Below are 17,349 nucleotides of genomic sequence, written 5' to 3'. Positions count from 1 at the left end.
CCGCTATTCCTGCGACAGGGCCTGCAGCCCCCTGGCAAAGCGCGTGGCATTGGCCCGGTATCCGGCAGCAGAGGCCAGAAGTTTTTGCCGTGCGGCATCATCCAGCATCCGCACCACCTTGCCCGGTGCGCCCATGACCAGCGATCCGTCGGGAATTTCCTTGCCCTCGGTCACCAGAGCGCCCGCGCCGATCAGGCACCCCTTGCCGATCCGCGCGCCGTTCAGGACCGTGGCCCCCATGCCGATCAGGCTGCCATCGCCAATGACGCAGCCATGCAGCATCGCCTTGTGGCCAATGGTGCAATCGGCCCCGATCACCAGCGGAAAGCCCATGTCGGTATGCAGCACACAGTTTTCCTGCACGTTCGATCCGCGTCCGATGCGGATTTCCTCGTTGTCGCCGCGCATCACCGTACCGAACCAGACATTCGCCTGGGCCTCCAGCACCACCTTGCCGATCAGATGGCACCCGGGTGCCACCCATGCCAAGGGGTCGATCTGCGGGGCGATACCGTCCAGAGCATAAATCATCGGCCTTCAAACTCCCGGTTCAGACCGCGCACGAATTCGGCCAGACCGGGCTGGCGATCCCGCCGCATGCGTTCGGCCTGCAGGATCGTCACCAGTTCGGCAAAGGCCGTGTCGATGTCACGGTTCACGATCACATAATCATATTCCGCCCAATGGCTGATTTCATCCCGGCTTTTCGCCATGCGTCCGGCAATCACCTCGTCACTGTCCTGCCCGCGCCCGCGCAACCGGGCTTCCAGTTCGGCAATCGACGGCGGCAGCACGAAGATCGACACCACATCCCGGCCCAGGCTGGAATTGCGGATTTGCTGGCCGCCCTGCCAATCGATATCGAACAGCGTATCGCGGCCTTCGGCCATCGCCACCTCAACCGGCCCCTTGGGCGAGCCATAGAGATTGCCGAACACTTCGGCATGTTCCAGCATCTCACCCGCCGCCGCCATCGTCTCGAATTCCGGGCGGGTCTTGAAATAGTATTCGCGCCCGTCCTGTTCGCCCGGCCGTGGCGCGCGCGTGGTGGCCGAGATGCTGAAGCGCAGCGTCGGGTCCCATGCCATCAGCCGTCGGGCCAAGGTGGATTTGCCCGCCCCCGAGGGAGAGGAGAGGATAAGCAGCAGACCCTTGCGAAGCATCGTCATTCCACGTTCTGAACCTGTTCCCGCATCTGGTCGATCACCGTCTTGAGGTCAAGCCCGATGCGCGTGAGCGCCATGTCCTGCGCCTTGGAGCACAGCGTATTGGCCTCGCGCATGAATTCCTGCATCAGGAAATCGAACTTGCGCCCCACCGCCCCCGGTTCGGCCAGCAGCGCCCGTGCGGCCTGCACATGGGCGGCCAGCCGGTCCAGCTCTTCGGTCACATCGGTCTTGACCGCGATCATCGCAAGTTCCTGCGCCAGTCGCGCCTCGTCCACCGCAGTCGCGACGTCCAGCAACCGGGCGATCTGGGCGCGCAGGGTTTCGGCCTGGCTGGTCCGGCGTGCGGCAACCGCCTCTTGCGCGGCATGGCGCAGGCTGTCGATCTGATCAAGCTGCCCCGCAATCACCCCGGCCAGAGCGGCACCTTCGGCGGCCCGCATCGCGGTGAACTCCGCCAGCAGTGCCGGAAGATCGGCCAGAATGGCCGTGCGCAGCGGTGCAGTATCTTCGTCCGTTGTGCCGCTTTCCAGCACGCCCCGCATGGCCAGCACATCGGCGGGTGTGGGCTGCCCCATGGTCACGCCTTGTGCCATGGCCGCCGCCTCCACCTGCGCCAGCGCCGCCAACACCCCCTGCAGCACGAGCGGATTGACACGCACCACTTCGGCAGCGGCAAGATCGCGCGTGACCTTCAGCGTCAGGCTGACATTGCCCCGCGTCAAGGCCCGGCCCAGTTCGGCGCGCAGGGCCACTTCAAGCCCGTCGATCCAGTCAGGCACCCGCAGCCGGAGATCCAGCCCCTTGCCGTTGACCGATCTCAGATCCCAGGTCCAGCTGACCCCTGCCCCGTGCCCCTTGCCCGCGGCAAAGCCGGTCATGGAAATCGTCATCGGATAGGCTCCCTACTCTTTCGGATAGTCGAATTTACCATTTGTACAGAAATATGGCGAAATTCTGCCCGTTCAGGTGTAAGTTAAGACTCAGGTAAGCAAGACTGCGGATGCAAACCGGCCCCGAGGCGCACCTTCGCGCAGGCGGGGTTTCCTGACAACCGCAGAGCGGATGTTGCACAAGGAACACGGCGATGGCACTGGGCTTTTTCGGAAATGGCAAGGGACGCGATGGCTCGGCCGATGCGGCACAGGCCGATCTGGAAATGACCCGCAAGTTGCAGGAAGTGCGTGGTTACTGGGAAAGCCTGCGCCGTGGCAGGAACCTGCCGGAACGGGCCGATATCGACCCGCGCGGAATTTCCGGCGCGCTGGATGGCGCGTTCCTGCTGGAACGCATCGCCCCGGGCACGGGCCGCCTGCGCATCGCCGGGATGACCTTTACCGATCTTCTGGGCATGGATGCGCGCGGCATGCCGCTCTCAGCGATGTTCGACCCGATTTCCCGGGCACGGTTGTCGATCCTGATGGAACAGTGCTTCCAGCGCCCGAACATCCAGACCCTGACGCTGGGCAGCGATAGCGGGCTGGGCCGCCCGCCGATGAAGGGCAAGATGATCCTGTTGCCGCTTTCGGGCGATGGGTCCCGTGGCGAAATGGTGATGGGCTGTCTGGTTGTTTCGGGCGAAGTCGGGCGCGCGCCGCGCCGTCTGGTTCTGGAATCGGCGGCGACCGAACCCTGCACCCCGACCAAACCCGATCTGTCGAGCCCGACGGCTCGGGTCGAGGCCGCTTTGACCGTGCAGGCCGCCAAGGTGCAGCAACCCTTCGCCGTCAAGCCCACCGCCCATTCGCGGCCCTATCTGCGACTGGTCGATCTGGACAGCTGATCCCGGTCGGGCAGCGCGGGCGCGCTGTCAGCCCGCATCCGTTCGGCCGCGCCGGTCGCCCCGCAGATTGGCATAGAGCACATGGTTGCGCCAGCGCCCGGCGATCTGCAGATAGCTTTGCGCCACGCCTTCATATTTGAACCCGGTCTTTTCCAGCACCCCGCGCGAGGCGGCATTTTCGGGCAGACAGGCCGCCTCGATCCGGCTGAGATCCAGCGAGGTAAAGGCGTAATGCACTGTCGCAAGGATCGCCTCGCGCATATAGCCGCGCCGGGCAAAGCGTTCGCCGACCCAATACCCCAATGTTCCCGCCTGCACAGGGCCACGGCGGATATTGTCCAGCGTGATCGCCCCCAGCACCTGCTGATCGTCGCGCCGGATCATGACCAGCGGCAAGGCCGTGCCCTGCGCTTCGGCCCGGCTCGCCCAATACACCCGGTTGGTAAAGGCCTTGCGCGACAGATGATCATGCGACCAGACCGGCTCCCATGGCCCCAGAAAACCCGCACTTTCGGCGCGCAGGGCCGACCATTGGCGGAAATCCGAATGGCTCGGCAGGCGCAGCGTCATCCGTGTCGTTTCGATTTTCGGCTTGCGGCGAAGGGCCAGCATCAGGCGGCCAGCCTCTTCCGCACGGCCTCCAGATCCGGGGCCTTGGTCACTGGTCCATACAGCGCCATCGCGGCTTTGGCCCCCGACAATTCGCCAGCATAGCGGCGCACATCCGCCGTGCTGACGGCATCGATCTTGGCGACGGCTTCATCCACCTCGGGCACCCGGCCCCAGATCGCCAGCAGGCGGGCATTGCGCTCGGCGCGGCTGGACGGGCTTTCCAGCCCCATCAGCAGCCCGGCCTTCAACTGCGCGCGGGCGCGGGCCACCTCGGCCTCGGTCATGTCATCGGCGGCGCGTTTCAGCTCGTCGATGGTCAGATGCGTCAGATCGGCAATCTCGGCGGCGCTGGTGCCGGCATAGATGGTAATGCTGCCGGTATCTTCATAGGCGCCCGATTGTGCGAAGATCGAATAGCACAAGCCGCGCTCTTCGCGGATCTTCTGGAACAGACGCGACGACATGCCCCCGCCCATCGCAGTGGACCAGACCTGCGCCGTATAGACATCCGGGTGGCGATAGCCGGGCGCCTCGAGCGAGAGGGCAAAGTGGACCTGTTCCAGCTTCTTGACCTCGCGCCGTTCGCCGCCGCCAAAGATGGCAGGCTGGATCACCGGCGCACCGACCGGGCGCAACCCGCCAAAGATGGCCGTGGCCTGCGCGACAATGGCGTCATGGTCCACCCCACCAGCCGCCGCAAGGATCATCTGGTCGGGGCCATAATGTTCGGCCACGAAGCGCCGCAGATCATCGCGCGTGAAGCTGGACACCCGTTCTTCGGGGCCAAGGATGGTGCGGCCAAACGGCTGATCGGGATAGCTGACCTCTTGCAACCAGTCGAAGATGATATCATCGGGCGTATCAAGCGACTGGCCGATTTCCTGCAGGATCACATGGCGTTCGGTCTCGATCTCTTTGGGATCGAATACCGGGTTCAGCACGATGTCGGAAATCACATCCAGCGCCAGCGCCACATCAGCCGACAGAACCCGGGCATAATAGGCGGTCATTTCCTTGGAGGTATAGGCATTGATATAGCCGCCCACATCCTCGATCTCTTCGGCGATGCGCAGCGAGGAACGCTTTTCGGTGCCCTTGAAGGCCATATGTTCCAGAAAATGCGCAATACCGTTCTGCTCGGCCCGTTCGTGCCGCCCCCCCGCCGTGACCCAGATGCCAACCGAGGCCGATTTCAGCCCCGGCATGTCCTCCGTCACGATGCGGAAACCATTGGGAAGCGTGGTGATGCGAAGGGTCAAGGAAACACCTGTGAAGGAGCGAAGATCCCGTGTTCTTACATCGTGGCCCCTTGTGGCGAAAGGGGCGGCGCGTGCATTTCTGAGACACGCGCCATTTGCGCCGTCAGATCCGGTCGCGCACCAGCGCCTGAAGGGCGGCCAGATCGTTCGGCACGCGGGTCACCCGTTCGGGCCGGTCGAACAGATCGGCCATGCGCGGTGGCAGGCCCGGACGGATGCCGGTCGCACCCTCGACCGCATCGGGGAATTTCGCCGGATGCGCAGTGGCCAGCGTGATCATCGGCATCGCGCCCAGATGGTCTTGCGCCACTTTCACACCCACGGCCCCATGCGGGCACAGCAATTCGCCACTGGCAGCCAATTCGCTGGCAATGGTCGCCCGGGTTTCCGCTTCCGAACAGCGGCCCGAGTCGTAATGGCTCCGCAGCACCTCAAGCGCGCCTTGCGAGATATGGAACCGGCCCTCTTTCAGCTCGGCCATCAGCTGCGCCACAGCCCGCCCGTCGCGACCATAGGCCTCAAACAGCGCGCGTTCGAAATTCGACGACACCTGAATGTCCATCGACGGGCTGATCGACGGTTTCACCCCGTCAGTCGCATAGTCGCCCGACCGCAGCGCGCGATCCAGAATGTCATTCTGGTTGGTGGCGATCACCAGCCTGTCAATCGGCAGGCCCATGCGCTTGGCAATGTAGCCGGCAAAGATATCGCCGAAATTGCCAGTCGGCACCGTGAAGCTGACCTTGCGATGCGGGGCGCCCAGCGATACCGCGCTGGAGAAATAATACACCACCTGCGCCAGCACCCGCGCCCAGTTGATGCTGTTCACCCCGGCCAGACGCACGCCATCGCGGAAGGCAAAGTCGTTGAACATGTCCTTCACCCGCGCCTGGCAATCATCGAAATCGCCGTCCAGCGCCAAGGCATGCACATTGCTGTCCGACGGCGTCGTCATCTGGCGGCGCTGCACTTCGGACACCCGGCCATGCGGAAACAGAATGAAGACATCGACGTTCGACAGGCCCTTGAAAGCCTCGATCGCGGCCGAACCGGTATCGCCGCTGGTCGCGCCCACGATGGTGATGCGCTCGCCAGTCTTGGCCAGGGCTGCCTGCATCATCTGCCCGATCAGCTGCATGGCGAAGTCCTTGAACGCCAGCGTCGGGCCGTGGAACAGCTCCAGCAGGAAATGGTTCGGCGCCAGTTGCACCAGCGGGGCGCGGGCGGCATGGCCAAAGCCAGCATAGGCCTTGGCAATCAGCTCGCGGAACTCATCCTCGGTGAAGAGGTCCCCCATGAAGGGCCGCATGACCCGGAAAGCAATCTCTTCATAGCTTTGCCCGGCCAGCGCCGCGATCTCGGCCGCGCCCATCTGCGGGATGGTTTCGGGCAGATAGAGCCCCCCATCGCGGGCAAGCCCCGTCATCATGGCTTCGCCGAATGTCAGAACGGGCGCCTGCCCGCGGGTCGAGATATAGTGCATCGCCGCCTCATGCTATCCGGCGTCTGATACGCCAAAGAAACAGTGCCGTCATCCCAAGCCAACCCGCCGCCAGCGAAAACCATGTGACGGCATAGCCCAGATGATCATTGGGAATAACCGAAGTATCGATGGGCAGAGCCTCGATCTCCGGCAGAACTTGTTCGCGCGCGACAATAAATGTCGGCTCTGTGGTCAGCGCGGCGGCCATTGCAGGCACGTCGCGGGCAAACCACAGGTTTTTCGTCAGGTCGGGTGTCGGGGTATGGCTGTCCACTTCGACCGGATCATGCAGATTGCCCACAATCTCTGCGGCCCCAGCCAAGGCAGGCACCGCTTCGCCATCGGGCAGAAAGCCCAGATCGACCAGCACGCGCCGCCCGCCGGTTTCCAGCACTGCGATGATCCGATAGCCCGGCCCCACCAGCTTGCGGCTGACCAGCACCCGCAGATATTCGCCGGTCAAGCGCCCCTCGGCCCGCACCGGCTGAAACGGCGTGCCCTGCCCTTCGGCGGGCAAAGCCACGGGTTCCGCCATGATCCGCGCCTCGATCTCGGACAGCATGCCCAGTTTCCATTGCAGGCGCTGCATCTGCCACTGGCCCAGCCCGATCAGGATGGCCGCGCCGATCAGCCCGAACAGCAGCGGCAGGATCATTCGGCGCATCAGAGGGACCCCGGAAAAGGAAAGCGCGGCCCTTCTACAAGGACCGCGCCCGCGATGGAAGGCCTGTCAGGCGAAAGGATCAGCCCTGACCCCAGACATAGATGGCCGCGAACAGGAACAGCCAGACCACGTCCACGAAATGCCAGTACCAGGCGGCCGCCTCGAACCCGACATGCCGTTCGGGCGTGAAATGGCCCCGCATGGCGCGGATCAGGCAAACCAGCAGGAAGATGGTGCCGATGATGACGTGGAAGCCATGGAAACCGGTCGCCATGAAGAAGTTGGCGCCATAGATGTTACCGGCGAAACCAAAGGCGGCATGGCTGTATTCATAGGCCTGCAGCAGGGTGAAGATGAAGCCCAGCACGATGGCCAGAGCCAGACCGTTCACCAGATCCTTGCGGTTGTTTTCATGCGCGATGGCATGGTGCGCCCAAGTGGCAGCAGCACCAGAGCACAGCAGGATCAGCGTGTTGATCAGTGGCAGGTGCCAGGGATCGAAGGTCTGGATGCCTTCCGGCGGGAAAACGCCATCCACCAGCGGCGACATCGGCCCCATCGGATACATGGCATGCTTGAAGAACGACCAGAACCATGCGGCGAAGAACATCACTTCCGACATGATGAACATGATGACGCCATAACGCAGGCCGATCACCACGACGGCGGTATGGTCGCCCGCATGCGATTCCTTCACCACATCGGCCCACCAGCCAAACATGACGTAAAGCACGGCCACGAGGCCGATCAGCCCCATCCAGGGCCCCGAGCCATGCATCCAGAGCGTTGCGCCGAACAGCATGACGAAAGCGCCGATTGCCCCGAGGAAGGGCCAGATCGACGGGGGCAGAACGTGATAATCGTGGTTCTTGGCGTGAGCCATGGTTGTCCCTCGTTGTCTTTTCAGTTTGTCGCGCTGGCGGCAGGCGTACCGTCAGCGGCGGGGAGTTCGGTTTCATGGAAGGTATAGGAAAGCGTGATCTCTTTCACGAATTTACCTTCCCTGTCGGTGACGATGCCGGGATCGACATAGAATGTAACCGGCATGATGGCGGTTTCACCCGGTGCCAGAACCTGTTCGGTGAAACAGAAGCACGCAATCTTGGTGAAATAGCCCCCGGCGGAATCGGGCGTGACGTTATAGCTCGCCGTGCCCGCAACAGACCGGTCAGTCGGATTATGCGCTTCATAGAAGGCAAGGCCGGTCTCGCCGATGCGCACCCGCATTTCGGTTTGCTGGGGCTTGAAATCCCAGGGCATTCCCGCCTCTTTCGAGGCATCGAACCGGATCAGCACAGTCTGCTCCAGCACGACATCCGATGGCGCAACTGCCACGGCGGTGGTGCCGCCAAAGCCGGTCACCCGGCAGAACCAGTCGTAAAATGGCACGGCAGCAAAGGACAATGCGCCCATGGTGGCGGCAACGCCCACCAGTTTCAGCGCAGTTCGGGATTGCGCGTTCATTGCCATCTCAGTTGCCCCCCTGCGCTTCGGCAGGTGCCATTTCCGGGCGCACGACATGGTCAAAGCCTTGCATCGGATCGCCCCGCGTGACCTTCACCACGGTCAGACCAAAGACCAGGGCCACAAAGGCCACAAGCACCAGACCAAGCCCCAGATTGCGGCCAAACCGGCGTTGATGGATCTCATGTTCGGCTTTCAGCATCTTACCAGCCCCCCAGGCCCCAGGGCCGCAGCGCGGCCTCGGCCAGCAATGCGCCGAAATGCAGGAACAGATACAGCAGCGAAAAGGCAAAGACCTTCTTTTCCAGACGATAGCCATCGGCCTCGGCCTTTGCTTCGTCGCGCCGCCAGATCGCCACAGCGCCGATCAGGAACCCGATGTTCAGCGCAATGGCCACCGCCATATAGATCGGCCCACCGATGGAGGTGACCCCAAGCGCAAGGGCAAAGGGCACAAGCGCGATGGTATAGCCCAGAATATGGTTGCGGGTGCTGCGCTTGCCATGGGTCACGGTCAGCATCGGCACACCGGCTTTTTCGTAATCGCTGTTCATGAACAGCGCCAGCGCCCAGAAATGCGGCGGGGTCCACATGAAGATCAGGGTGAACATCAGCACCGCCTCGATCCCCACCGATCCGGTGGCACAGACCCAGCCGATCATGGGCGGGAAGGCCCCGGCGGCACCGCCAATGACGATGTTCTGCGGCGTCGAACGCTTCAGCCACATCGAATAGATCACGACATAGAAGAAGATCGTGAAGGCCAGCAATGCAGCGGCCTGCACATTGGCCGCCAGCGCCAGCATCATCACGCTGAGCCCCGACAGCGCAAGACCCAGCCCCAGCGCCTCGCCCGGTTGAACCTTGCCCGCGGGGATCGGCCGCCCCTTGGTGCGGCGCATCACCCGGTCGATATCAGCATCCCACCACATGTTCAGCGCGCCGGAAGCCCCGCCGCCCAGCGCGATGAACAGGATGCAGGTGGCCGCGACAAAGGGATGCACCGGCACCGGCGCGACCAGCAACCCGACCAATGCGGTAAACACCACCAGCGACATGACGCGCGGCTTGAGCAATGCGATGAAATCGCCAAAGCCCGCCTCACCCGGCTGGGCCTCGGACATGGCGCCATTTGCGTGGATGTCGCTCATCTTCCGGTCCTTCGGTTGGATCAGGTGGCGCAGCCGTCAGGCCCGCCACCCTCCTGCCTGTCTCAGGCGACGATCAGTTGTTCGCGGCCAGCTGCACCGGCTGCGACGCGTCCAGCGAAGCCAGCGGCACATAGCCACCCGCTGCCTTGGTCGCCGCCAGCCATTCGGCATATTTGGCTTCCGACACCACTTTCACGGTGATCGGCATATAGGCATGGTCCTTGCCGCAGAGTTCCGAACACTGCCCGAAGAACACGCCTTCGGTGTCGGCCTTGAACCACAGCTGTGCCAGACGGCCCGGGACGGCATCCTGCTTCACGCCAAAGGCCGGGATGGTCCAGCTATGGATCACGTCGGCGCCGGTCACCTGCATCACCACGGTCTTGCCAACCGGCAGCACAACGGCGGTATCGGTGGCCAGCAGGTAATCGCTTTCGGCGTAACCATTTGCGGCTAGATCTTCTTTCGGCAGCAGGAAGCTGTCGAAGGCCAGCGGGCTTGCGCCTTCCTCGGCCGGGGTCACGCCGTCCTTGATGTATTCATAGCCCCAGTACCACTGATAGCCGGTCACCTTCACGACGATTTCGCCTTCGGGGATTTCCTGCTGCTTGAACAGCACCGGCAGTGAATACCCGCCGATGACGATCAGGATCACGATCGGAACAGCCGTCCAGAGGATTTCGATCGGGGTATTGTGGGTGAAGGTCGCCGGCTTCGGATTTGCACGACGATTGAACCGCACGAAGCTGTAGAGCATCAGCGCCGACACGAACAGCACGATCCCCAGACTGATGGAATGCACGAACGAGTCCAGCCAGTGGATGTCATGTGCAAGTTCGGTTGCCGCAGGCTGGAAGCCCATCAGCTTGTCCACAGGCTTGCCGATCACCGGCAGGTCCTGCGCGATAGCGGCGGTCGAAAACGCCAGCGCGGACAGCCCAGAAACGACACCGGAAAGGGTCTTCATGAGTTGCATAGTCTTATCCCGTTCGAAGTGCGGTTTTTGACCGCTTTTCAGGCTTGCCCGTTGACCGGGCAGAATCCCGTTGTTTCTGGTTCAGTTGAAACCATATTAGGCAGGCTGCGACAAGCAAAACCGTGCGACAAACCGCCGCCGATTGATCCAAATCAAGGACGTTCCATGACCGCCAATGCCTTCCGCCCGTTCGACACTTCCCTGGATGAGACGGTGGCGCTGGCGCTCCTGCGACAGGCTGTCGCAGGGGCAGATGATGGCGAGCTGTTTTTCGAACGCAAGCGGTCCGAGGCGCTGGTGCTGGATGACGGGCGGATCAAGACGGCCTCTTACGATGCGTCGGAAGGGTTCGGCCTGCGCGCTGTGCGGGGCGAAGTGGCGGGCTATGCCCATTCGACCGAGATTTCCGAAAGCGCCATCCGCCGCGCAATGGAAACGGCCCGGCTCGCGGTGGGCGATGGCGGCGGCACCCTGGCTGATGCCCCCAAACCCACCAATGCCCGGCTTTACACCGATGCCGACCCGATGCTGGATCTCGGTTTTGCGGGCAAGATCGATCTGCTGCGCGAGATCGACGCCTTCACCCGCGGGCTCGACCCCAGGGTGGTGCAGGTCTCTGCCGCGCTGTCGGCGGGCCTGCAAGAGGTGGAAATTCTGCGCCCTGAAGGGTTGCGGCTGCGCGATGTGCGGCCCATGGCGCGGCTGAATATCTCGGTCATCGTGGAGCAGAACGGGCGGCGCGAAAGCGGCGGCATGGGCGGCGGCGGGCGCTTTGGCCTGTCCAGCCTGATCGACCCCGCGCATTGGCAGCCGGTTGCGCGCGAGGCGCTGCGCATCGCATTGGTCAATCTGGAAGCCGTGCCGGCCCCGGCGGGGATCATGGATATCGTGCTGGGGCCAGGCTGGCCGGGCATCCTGCTGCACGAAGCCATCGGCCACGGGCTTGAGGGTGATTTCAACCGCAAGGGCACTTCGGCCTTTGCCGGGTTGATGGGGCAGCGGATCGCGGCCCCCGGCGTCACCGTGCTGGACGATGGCACCTTGCCCGACCGGCGCGGATCGATCAGCTTTGACGATGAGGGCACGCCGTCGGCGCGCAATGTGCTGATCGAGGATGGTGTGCTGGTGGGCTACATGCAGGATCGCCAGAACGCCCGGCTGATGGGCGTGGCCCCGACCGGCAATGGCCGCAGGGAAAGCTTTGCCCATATCCCGATGCCGCGGATGACCAACACCTACATGCTGGCTGGCCAGGATGACCCAGCGGCCATCCTGGCCGATCTGAAGGATGGCATCTGGGCCGTGGGCTTTGGCGGCGGTCAGGTGGATATCACCAACGGGAAATTCGTGTTCTCCTGCACCGAGGCCTACCGGGTGAAGAACGGCAAGGTGATCGCCCCGGTGAAGGGCGCCACACTGATCGGGGACGGGGCCACGGCACTGAAAGGCATTCGTGCCATCGGCAACGATCTGGCGCTTGATCCCGGCATCGGCAATTGCGGCAAGGCCGGGCAATGGGTGCCTGTAGGTGTCGGGCAGCCGACGCTGATGATCGGCGGCTTGACCATCGGGGGTTCGGCGGCCTGACCCGCAGCAGGGGGGCTGTCTGCCCCCCACGGCATTTTGGCCCCACCAAGGATATATGCGCCAGGATAAAGGACGGAGTCAGCGCTGCCAGAGACGAAAGAGCAGCGGGGCCGCAACGATCACAACCAGGATGCGCAGCACGTGATGCGCGGCGACAAAGGCCACCTCGGCCTGCAGGGCCAGCGCCACAAGGCTCATTTCCGTCAGGCCGCCCGGGGCATAGGCGAGGAGCAGCTGATCCGCGCTTTGCCCGGTCAGCGCCTGCAGGGAAAGCGCAAAGCCGAGCGCGATGGCCAGCATGACCAGGGTGGCCCCCAGGCTGAGCGCGAGGGCGGGCAACAGGGCTGCGGCGCGGATACCGGTAAAGCGGCAGCCCAGCAAGGTGCCCAGGATCACCTGCGCCGCGATCACCAATTCGCCGGGCGGAGCGCTTTCGGTGATGGCGGTCAGATGCAGCAGGGCCGAAACCAGCATCGGCCCCAGCAATGTGGGTGCGGGCAGGCGCAGCCAAAGGCCGATCCCCGTTCCCACAAGGGCCGCGCCGGCAAGCCAACCCATGTCGCGCCAGGCAAGATCGGCGAAGCCTGCCTTCAGGGGCGCCTGCCCGACGGCCAGACCCTGCACCACCCGAAACCACAGGGCGATCAAGGCGATGGTCGTCACGATGCGCAAGCTTTGTGCCAGGATCACCTTGGGCACATCGGCCCGGGCGGCTTCGGCCAGTTCGATCATCTCGGTCAGCCCGCCGGGCATGGCGGCCAGAAAGGCGGTGGGCCGGTCAAAGCCCCCGAGGCGTCGGAACAGCGGGATCAGGATTACCAGCGACAGCGCCAGATAAGCCAGCAACCCGGCGAAAGACAGCGCCCATGCCCCGGCTTGCCCGATCAGGGCCGGGGTAAAGCTGGCCCCCAGCAGCACCCCGATCACGGCAACCACCACACCCCTTATCCGCTGCGGGCCGCGCAGGGGCAGGCCTGAAACCGCCCCGATCATGGTGGCGGTGAGGGCTCCCAGCATCCATGGCAATGGCATATGCAGCCACCAGAACAGCCCGCCCCCGGCCGTGCCGATCACCAGCGCCAGTGTGTTTTGCAGGATCAGGATCGTCCGGTTCGGGGCCAAAGCTGCGCCTTTCGCTTCGCCCGATCTGTAGCGGCGCGCTGCGGCAGGAACAAGCCCGCGGGCGGGCGATCAGGCGAAGATGAAGTCGCGCCCGGTCAGAGTGTCGATCCATGCGAATTCGATGATCATGTCGGTGGCGCGATCGCCATCGGCATCGATCCGCAGATGCCGCCCGTCATGGTAGCACGAGGCCACACCGCCGCCGGTATAGTCGAGATCGGCAAATTCCATCGGACCGAAGGCGCTGAGGTCGATCTTGTCGATGCCCTTCTGAAAACCCTCGACCCGGTCAATCTCGCCGCGCCGCCGACCGCTGTCCCCGGCCTCGAAATGCAGCACATCGGGACGGGCGCGCTTTTCCCACATCTGGAACAGATCGGCCCCGGCACCGCCATACAGATGGTCGATATCGTCACCGCCGGACAGGGTATCGCGGCCCCCGCCCCCCTGAAGCGTATCGCGCCCGCCGCCGCCATATGCCTGATCTGCGCCACCGCCGCCCTCCAGCCGGTCCCGCCCATCGCCGCCATGCAGCGCATCATTGCCGGTGCCGCCTTGCAGCAGGTCATCGCCCTCATCGCCGCCAAGGGTATCGTTGTCGGCCTCGCCCATCAGCGTATCGTTGTCGGCGCCACCCCCGGCCCGATCATTGCCATCGCCACCATGCACGATGTCATTGCCGATATCGGACCAGATCGCATCATCCCCTGCCCCGGCGAAAAAGGTTTCGTGCCGGGCCGCGCGCAGAACCCCGTCATAGCGGCCCGATCCCAGCGTTTCGGCCCCATCCGTGCCCCAGACCACCGATTTGCCATTGAGAAACCAGTTCAGCCATCCGGCCACATCGGTCAGCCGGGCGTTGTCATTGCCATCTTCATTGGCATAGCGCCCATCCGAGACCTGAAACCCGAAGTGATAGATGCCGTCCAGAACCGTATCCACCAGCGCCTGGCCACGAAAGCGCAGGGTGCCGCCATCATCCTGCAGCAGGTGATAGCCGGTTTCCACCGTACCATTGTCATTGCCATGACCCAACCAGAATTCGCGCCAGGGCTGGGCATTGGCGGGCAACCAGATCGCATCCGATACGGCCTGCATGTCTTCGGCTGAGATCAGCCCGTCGTCATTGGCCCCGGTTTCCTCCAGCAAGGCGATCAGGATGCGGTTCAGATCGGCAGCGGCGGCAAGGCCCTGTTTCATATGCGCCTTGGGCAAGGATTTCAGGCCCGGATCGGCCGAGATGGCCTCGAGAGCTGCGGAAAGGGATAGGGCCATGGGGGTCTCGCTCTGGCTGAAAAGATGGCTGCGCGCTACGGCGGGAAGGTGTGCCCCGATCCTGGCGGGAAAGCGGCACCCTTGCGGCGAGAATGCGGCAAGCAGACCCATGCGCCAAGCCCCGCCACAGGGTTGCGGCGGGGTTGTCGCGGGCATCAGCAAAGTCTTGCCGTAGCGGCAGCTTGTGATTGGCGGGTCAGCGCCCGAATTTGCCTTTCAGCGCATCGGCAAAGGCATTGCCACCGCCGGAGCCGGACGCGCTGCCTTTGGGGCCGCTGCTCATCGGGCCGCGCGGTGCGGGCTTGCCGCCTTTGGGTGGGCTTGAGGCCTGACGTTCGCGGGCATTTTCGCGGGCATCGGCGCTGTCCTTGCGCATGGTGAGGCCGATGCGCTTGCGCGCCACATCCACCTCCACCACCCGCACCTTCACCACATCGCCCGCCTTCACCACCTCATGCGCGTCCTTGATGAAGCGGTCGGCCAATTGGCTGACATGGACGAGGCCATCCTGATGCACGCCGATATCGACGAAGGCGCCGAAGGCCGCCACGTTCGTCACGGTGCCTTCCAGCATCATGCCGGGCTTGAGGTCTTTGATATCCTCCACCCCATCCGCAAAGGTGGCGGTCTTGAAGCTGGGGCGCGGGTCGCGGCCGGGTTTTTCCAGTTCTGACAGAATGTCCTGCACGGTGGGCAGGCCGAATTTCTCGTCGATGAACTGGCGCGGGTTCAGCGCCTTGAGCGCGGCGCTGTCGCCCATCAGGGCGCGGATGTCGCGGCCACAGGCGGCGACGATCTTGCGCGCCACGTCATAGGCTTCGGGGTGGACGGAGGAGGCATCGAGCGGCTCCTTGCCGCCGGTGATGCGCAGGAAACCCGCCGCCTGTTCAAAGGCCTTGGGCCCGAGGCGGGCGACTTTCAAAAGCTCGCGGCGGGTGGCGAAGGGGCCGTTCGCATCGCGATGCGCCACGATGCTTTCCGCCAGCCCCGGCCCCACGCCCGAGACGCGGGCCAGAAGCGGCGCGGAGGCGGTGTTGAGATCTACCCCCACGGCGTTCACCGCATCTTCCACCACGGCATCGAGTTGCTTGGCAAGGCGGTGCTGATCGACATCATGCTGATATTGGCCGACGCCAATGGCCTTGGGTTCGATCTTCACCAGTTCGGCAAGTGGGTCTTGCAACCGGCGCGCGATGGAGACCGCGCCGCGCAAGGACACGTCGAGGCCGGGGAATTCTTTCGCCGCCAGTTCGGAGGCGGAATAGACCGAGGCGCCGGCCTCGGACACGATCACCTTCACCGGCTTTTCGCCGGGCAGATGGGCGAGCAGATCGGCCACCATCTTTTCGGTTTCGCGGCTGGCGGTGCCATTGCCGATGGCGATAAGCTTCACCCCATGTTTGGCGATGAGCTGCGCGAGGGTGACTTGCGCGCCGCGCAAGTCGTTCTTGGGCTGGAACGGATAGACGGTATCGGTGCCCAGCACCTTGCCGGTGGCATCAATCACCGCAACCTTCACCCCGGTGCGGATGCCCGGATCAAGGCCCATGGTGGCCTTTCCGCCCGCAGGCGCGGCCAGCAGCAAATCCTTGAGATTGCGGGCAAAGACGTTGATCGCCTCGGCCTCGGCGCGTTCGCGCAGTTCGGCCATCAGATCGAGGGTGAGCGAGGTTTTCAGCTTCACCCGCCAGGCCCAGCTGGCGGTCTCGCGCAGCCATTGATCGCCCGCGCCGGGGCCACGCGCCTCAAGCGCGGCACCACAGGCCCGCTCGGCAGTCGATTGGCCGCGCGGGGCTTCGGGTTCTATCTCCAGATCGACCGACAGAACCCCTTCGTTGCGGCCGCGCAGCATGGCCAGAACCCGGTGCGATGGCGCGGTTTCCCAGCGTTCGCGATGGGCGAAGTAATCGGAAAACTTGGCCCCTTCCGTCTCTTTTCCCGCAACCACCGTGGCCGCAACCTCGGCCACCTGCCGCATATGCGCCCGCAAGCGGCCCAGAAGATCGGCGTTTTCGGCAAGGCTTTCCGCGATGATGTCGCGCGCACCTTCCAGTGCGGCCTTGGCATCGGGCACGGCGTCCGAGATGTAACCCGCCGCCAGAACCGCCGGATCGGCATTGCGGTCATTCAGCACGGCATCAACCAGCGGGCCAAGGCCATTTTCGCGGGCGATCATCGCGCGGGTGCGGCGCTTGGGTTTGTAGGGCAGATAGATGTCTTCCAGCGCAGCCTTGGTATCAGCCCCGGCAATCGCCTTGGCCAGATCGTCGGTCATCTTGCCCTGATCGGTGATCGAACCGAAGATCGCGGCCCGCCGAGCCTCCATCTCGCGCAAGTAGGTCAGCCGGTCGGCCAGATTGCGCAATTGCGTGTCATCCAGCCCGCCTGTCACCTCTTTGCGATAGCGCGCGATGAAGGGCACGGTTGCGCCCCCGTCAAGCAATTCGATGGCGGCATTCACCTGCGCGGGCTGGGCACCGATTTCGCGGGCGATGACAAGGGGAATACGGCGAACTGGGTCCTGAATCATGGGTCTTCCGTCGGTCATGGGGTGCGTGACCATACGCGCCCTGCCCCGGAACGCAACCCGGCAAGGCAAAAGGCCCCGCGCAAGCTGCGCAGGGCCTTTTTGAAGATGGTACCGACTCCCCGGCTCGAACGGGGGACCCCCAGATCCACAATCTGGTGCTCTAACCAACTGAGCTAAGTCGGCACTGGCGGCGATTTAGCCCCCTGTGGCGGCGATTGCAAGCCCCTCTCGCGCTTGCCTTGCGGGTTTTTCGGCGCTACCCCGGAGCCAGGAAAAC

The 17,349-nt window shown here is 64.0% G+C and carries 17 protein-coding genes and 1 tRNA gene; 2 read left to right on the top strand and 16 right to left on the bottom strand.

The window, feature by feature from the left end:
- Positions 1-3: 3 nt before the first annotated feature.
- The 3 genes from V6590_RS15440 to V6590_RS15430 are packed head-to-tail and all read right to left on the bottom strand — an operon-like array spanning position 4 to position 2,059.
- Positions 4-531: a gamma carbonic anhydrase family protein gene (locus tag V6590_RS15440; RefSeq protein ID WP_335424575.1), complete on the bottom strand. Its 528-nt coding sequence runs from the start codon at positions 529-531 to the stop codon at positions 4-6.
- A complete protein-coding gene (gene gmk, locus V6590_RS15435; protein WP_335424591.1) occupies positions 528-1,163 on the bottom strand; it encodes a guanylate kinase in 636 nt (211 codons plus the stop codon). The genes V6590_RS15440 and gmk overlap by 4 nt, the downstream gene beginning before the upstream one ends.
- Positions 1,164-1,165: 2 nt before the next feature.
- Positions 1,166-2,059: a YicC/YloC family endoribonuclease gene (locus V6590_RS15430; protein WP_335424574.1), complete on the bottom strand. Its 894-nt coding sequence runs from the start codon at positions 2,057-2,059 to the stop codon at positions 1,166-1,168.
- Between the two features lie 194 nt (positions 2,060-2,253).
- On the opposite strand from V6590_RS15430, the gene V6590_RS15425 reads away from it, so the two are divergent.
- A complete protein-coding gene (locus tag V6590_RS15425) occupies positions 2,254-2,949 on the top strand; it encodes a PAS domain-containing protein (RefSeq protein WP_335424573.1) in 696 nt (231 codons plus the stop codon).
- Positions 2,950-2,976: 27 nt separating this feature from the next.
- Here V6590_RS15425 and V6590_RS15420 read toward each other — a convergent pair whose 3' ends face one another.
- The 9 genes from V6590_RS15420 to coxB all read right to left on the bottom strand — a co-directional run bounded on the left by V6590_RS15420 (position 2,977) and on the right by coxB (position 10,549).
- The gene (locus V6590_RS15420) at positions 2,977-3,561 is read right to left on the bottom strand and encodes a GNAT family N-acetyltransferase (RefSeq protein ID WP_335424572.1); all 585 of its coding nucleotides are present in this window, start codon (positions 3,559-3,561) and stop codon (positions 2,977-2,979) included.
- Positions 3,561-4,820, bottom strand: a complete 1,260-nt coding sequence (locus V6590_RS15415) for a M16 family metallopeptidase (RefSeq protein ID WP_335424571.1) — start codon at positions 4,818-4,820, stop codon at positions 3,561-3,563. Before V6590_RS15415 ends, V6590_RS15420 begins: the two co-directional genes overlap by 1 nt.
- A 103-nt stretch (positions 4,821-4,923) precedes the next feature.
- Positions 4,924-6,303, bottom strand: a complete 1,380-nt coding sequence (gene thrC / locus V6590_RS15410; protein WP_335424570.1) for a threonine synthase — start codon at positions 6,301-6,303, stop codon at positions 4,924-4,926.
- 7 nt (positions 6,304-6,310) lie between these two features.
- Positions 6,311-6,970, bottom strand: a complete 660-nt coding sequence (locus tag V6590_RS15405; protein ID WP_335424590.1) for an SURF1 family protein — start codon at positions 6,968-6,970, stop codon at positions 6,311-6,313.
- Between the two features lie 76 nt (positions 6,971-7,046).
- On the bottom strand, positions 7,047-7,850 hold the full coding sequence (locus V6590_RS15400; RefSeq protein ID WP_335424569.1) for a cytochrome c oxidase subunit 3: 804 nt from the start codon (positions 7,848-7,850) through the stop codon (positions 7,047-7,049).
- 20 nt (positions 7,851-7,870) lie between these two features.
- On the bottom strand, positions 7,871-8,437 hold the full coding sequence (locus tag V6590_RS15395; RefSeq protein WP_335424568.1) for a cytochrome c oxidase assembly protein: 567 nt from the start codon (positions 8,435-8,437) through the stop codon (positions 7,871-7,873).
- 1 nt (position 8,438) lies between these two features.
- On the bottom strand, positions 8,439-8,633 hold the full coding sequence (locus V6590_RS15390; RefSeq protein WP_335424567.1) for a cytochrome c oxidase system small membrane protein: 195 nt from the start codon (positions 8,631-8,633) through the stop codon (positions 8,439-8,441).
- A 1-nt stretch (position 8,634) separates the two neighbouring features.
- Positions 8,635-9,582 carry a heme o synthase gene (gene cyoE / locus V6590_RS15385; RefSeq protein ID WP_335424566.1) on the bottom strand — a complete coding sequence of 316 codons (948 nt, stop codon included), beginning with the start codon at positions 9,580-9,582 and terminating at the stop codon, positions 8,635-8,637.
- 73 nt (positions 9,583-9,655) lie between these two features.
- A complete protein-coding gene (coxB, locus tag V6590_RS15380; protein ID WP_434063268.1) occupies positions 9,656-10,549 on the bottom strand; it encodes a cytochrome c oxidase subunit II in 894 nt (297 codons plus the stop codon).
- A gap of 174 nt (positions 10,550-10,723) precedes the next feature.
- Here coxB and tldD point away from each other — a divergent pair, with 174 nt between their 5' ends.
- A complete protein-coding gene (tldD, locus tag V6590_RS15375; protein WP_335424564.1) occupies positions 10,724-12,145 on the top strand; it encodes a metalloprotease TldD in 1,422 nt (473 codons plus the stop codon).
- 78 nt (positions 12,146-12,223) lie between these two features.
- On the opposite strand, the gene V6590_RS15370 is transcribed toward tldD, so the two are convergent.
- The 4 genes from V6590_RS15370 to V6590_RS15355 form a co-directional block, all read right to left on the bottom strand.
- Positions 12,224-13,267, bottom strand: a complete 1,044-nt coding sequence (locus V6590_RS15370) for an AbrB family transcriptional regulator (RefSeq protein WP_335424563.1) — start codon at positions 13,265-13,267, stop codon at positions 12,224-12,226.
- A gap of 69 nt (positions 13,268-13,336) precedes the next feature.
- Positions 13,337-14,542: a calcium-binding protein gene (locus tag V6590_RS15365; RefSeq protein WP_335424562.1), complete on the bottom strand. Its 1,206-nt coding sequence runs from the start codon at positions 14,540-14,542 to the stop codon at positions 13,337-13,339.
- A 196-nt stretch (positions 14,543-14,738) separates the two neighbouring features.
- Positions 14,739-17,072 carry a Tex family protein gene (locus tag V6590_RS15360; RefSeq protein ID WP_335424561.1) on the bottom strand — a complete coding sequence of 778 codons (2,334 nt, stop codon included), beginning with the start codon at positions 17,070-17,072 and terminating at the stop codon, positions 14,739-14,741.
- Between the two features lie 106 nt (positions 17,073-17,178).
- Positions 17,179-17,255, bottom strand: a tRNA-His gene (locus tag V6590_RS15355).
- Positions 17,256-17,349 lie beyond the last annotated feature (94 nt).

This window comes from Gemmobacter denitrificans, assembly GCF_036964905.1.
Classification (GTDB): Bacteria; Pseudomonadota; Alphaproteobacteria; order Rhodobacterales; family Rhodobacteraceae; genus Gemmobacter; species Gemmobacter denitrificans.
This window is presented reverse-complemented; position numbering and strand designations above follow the sequence as displayed.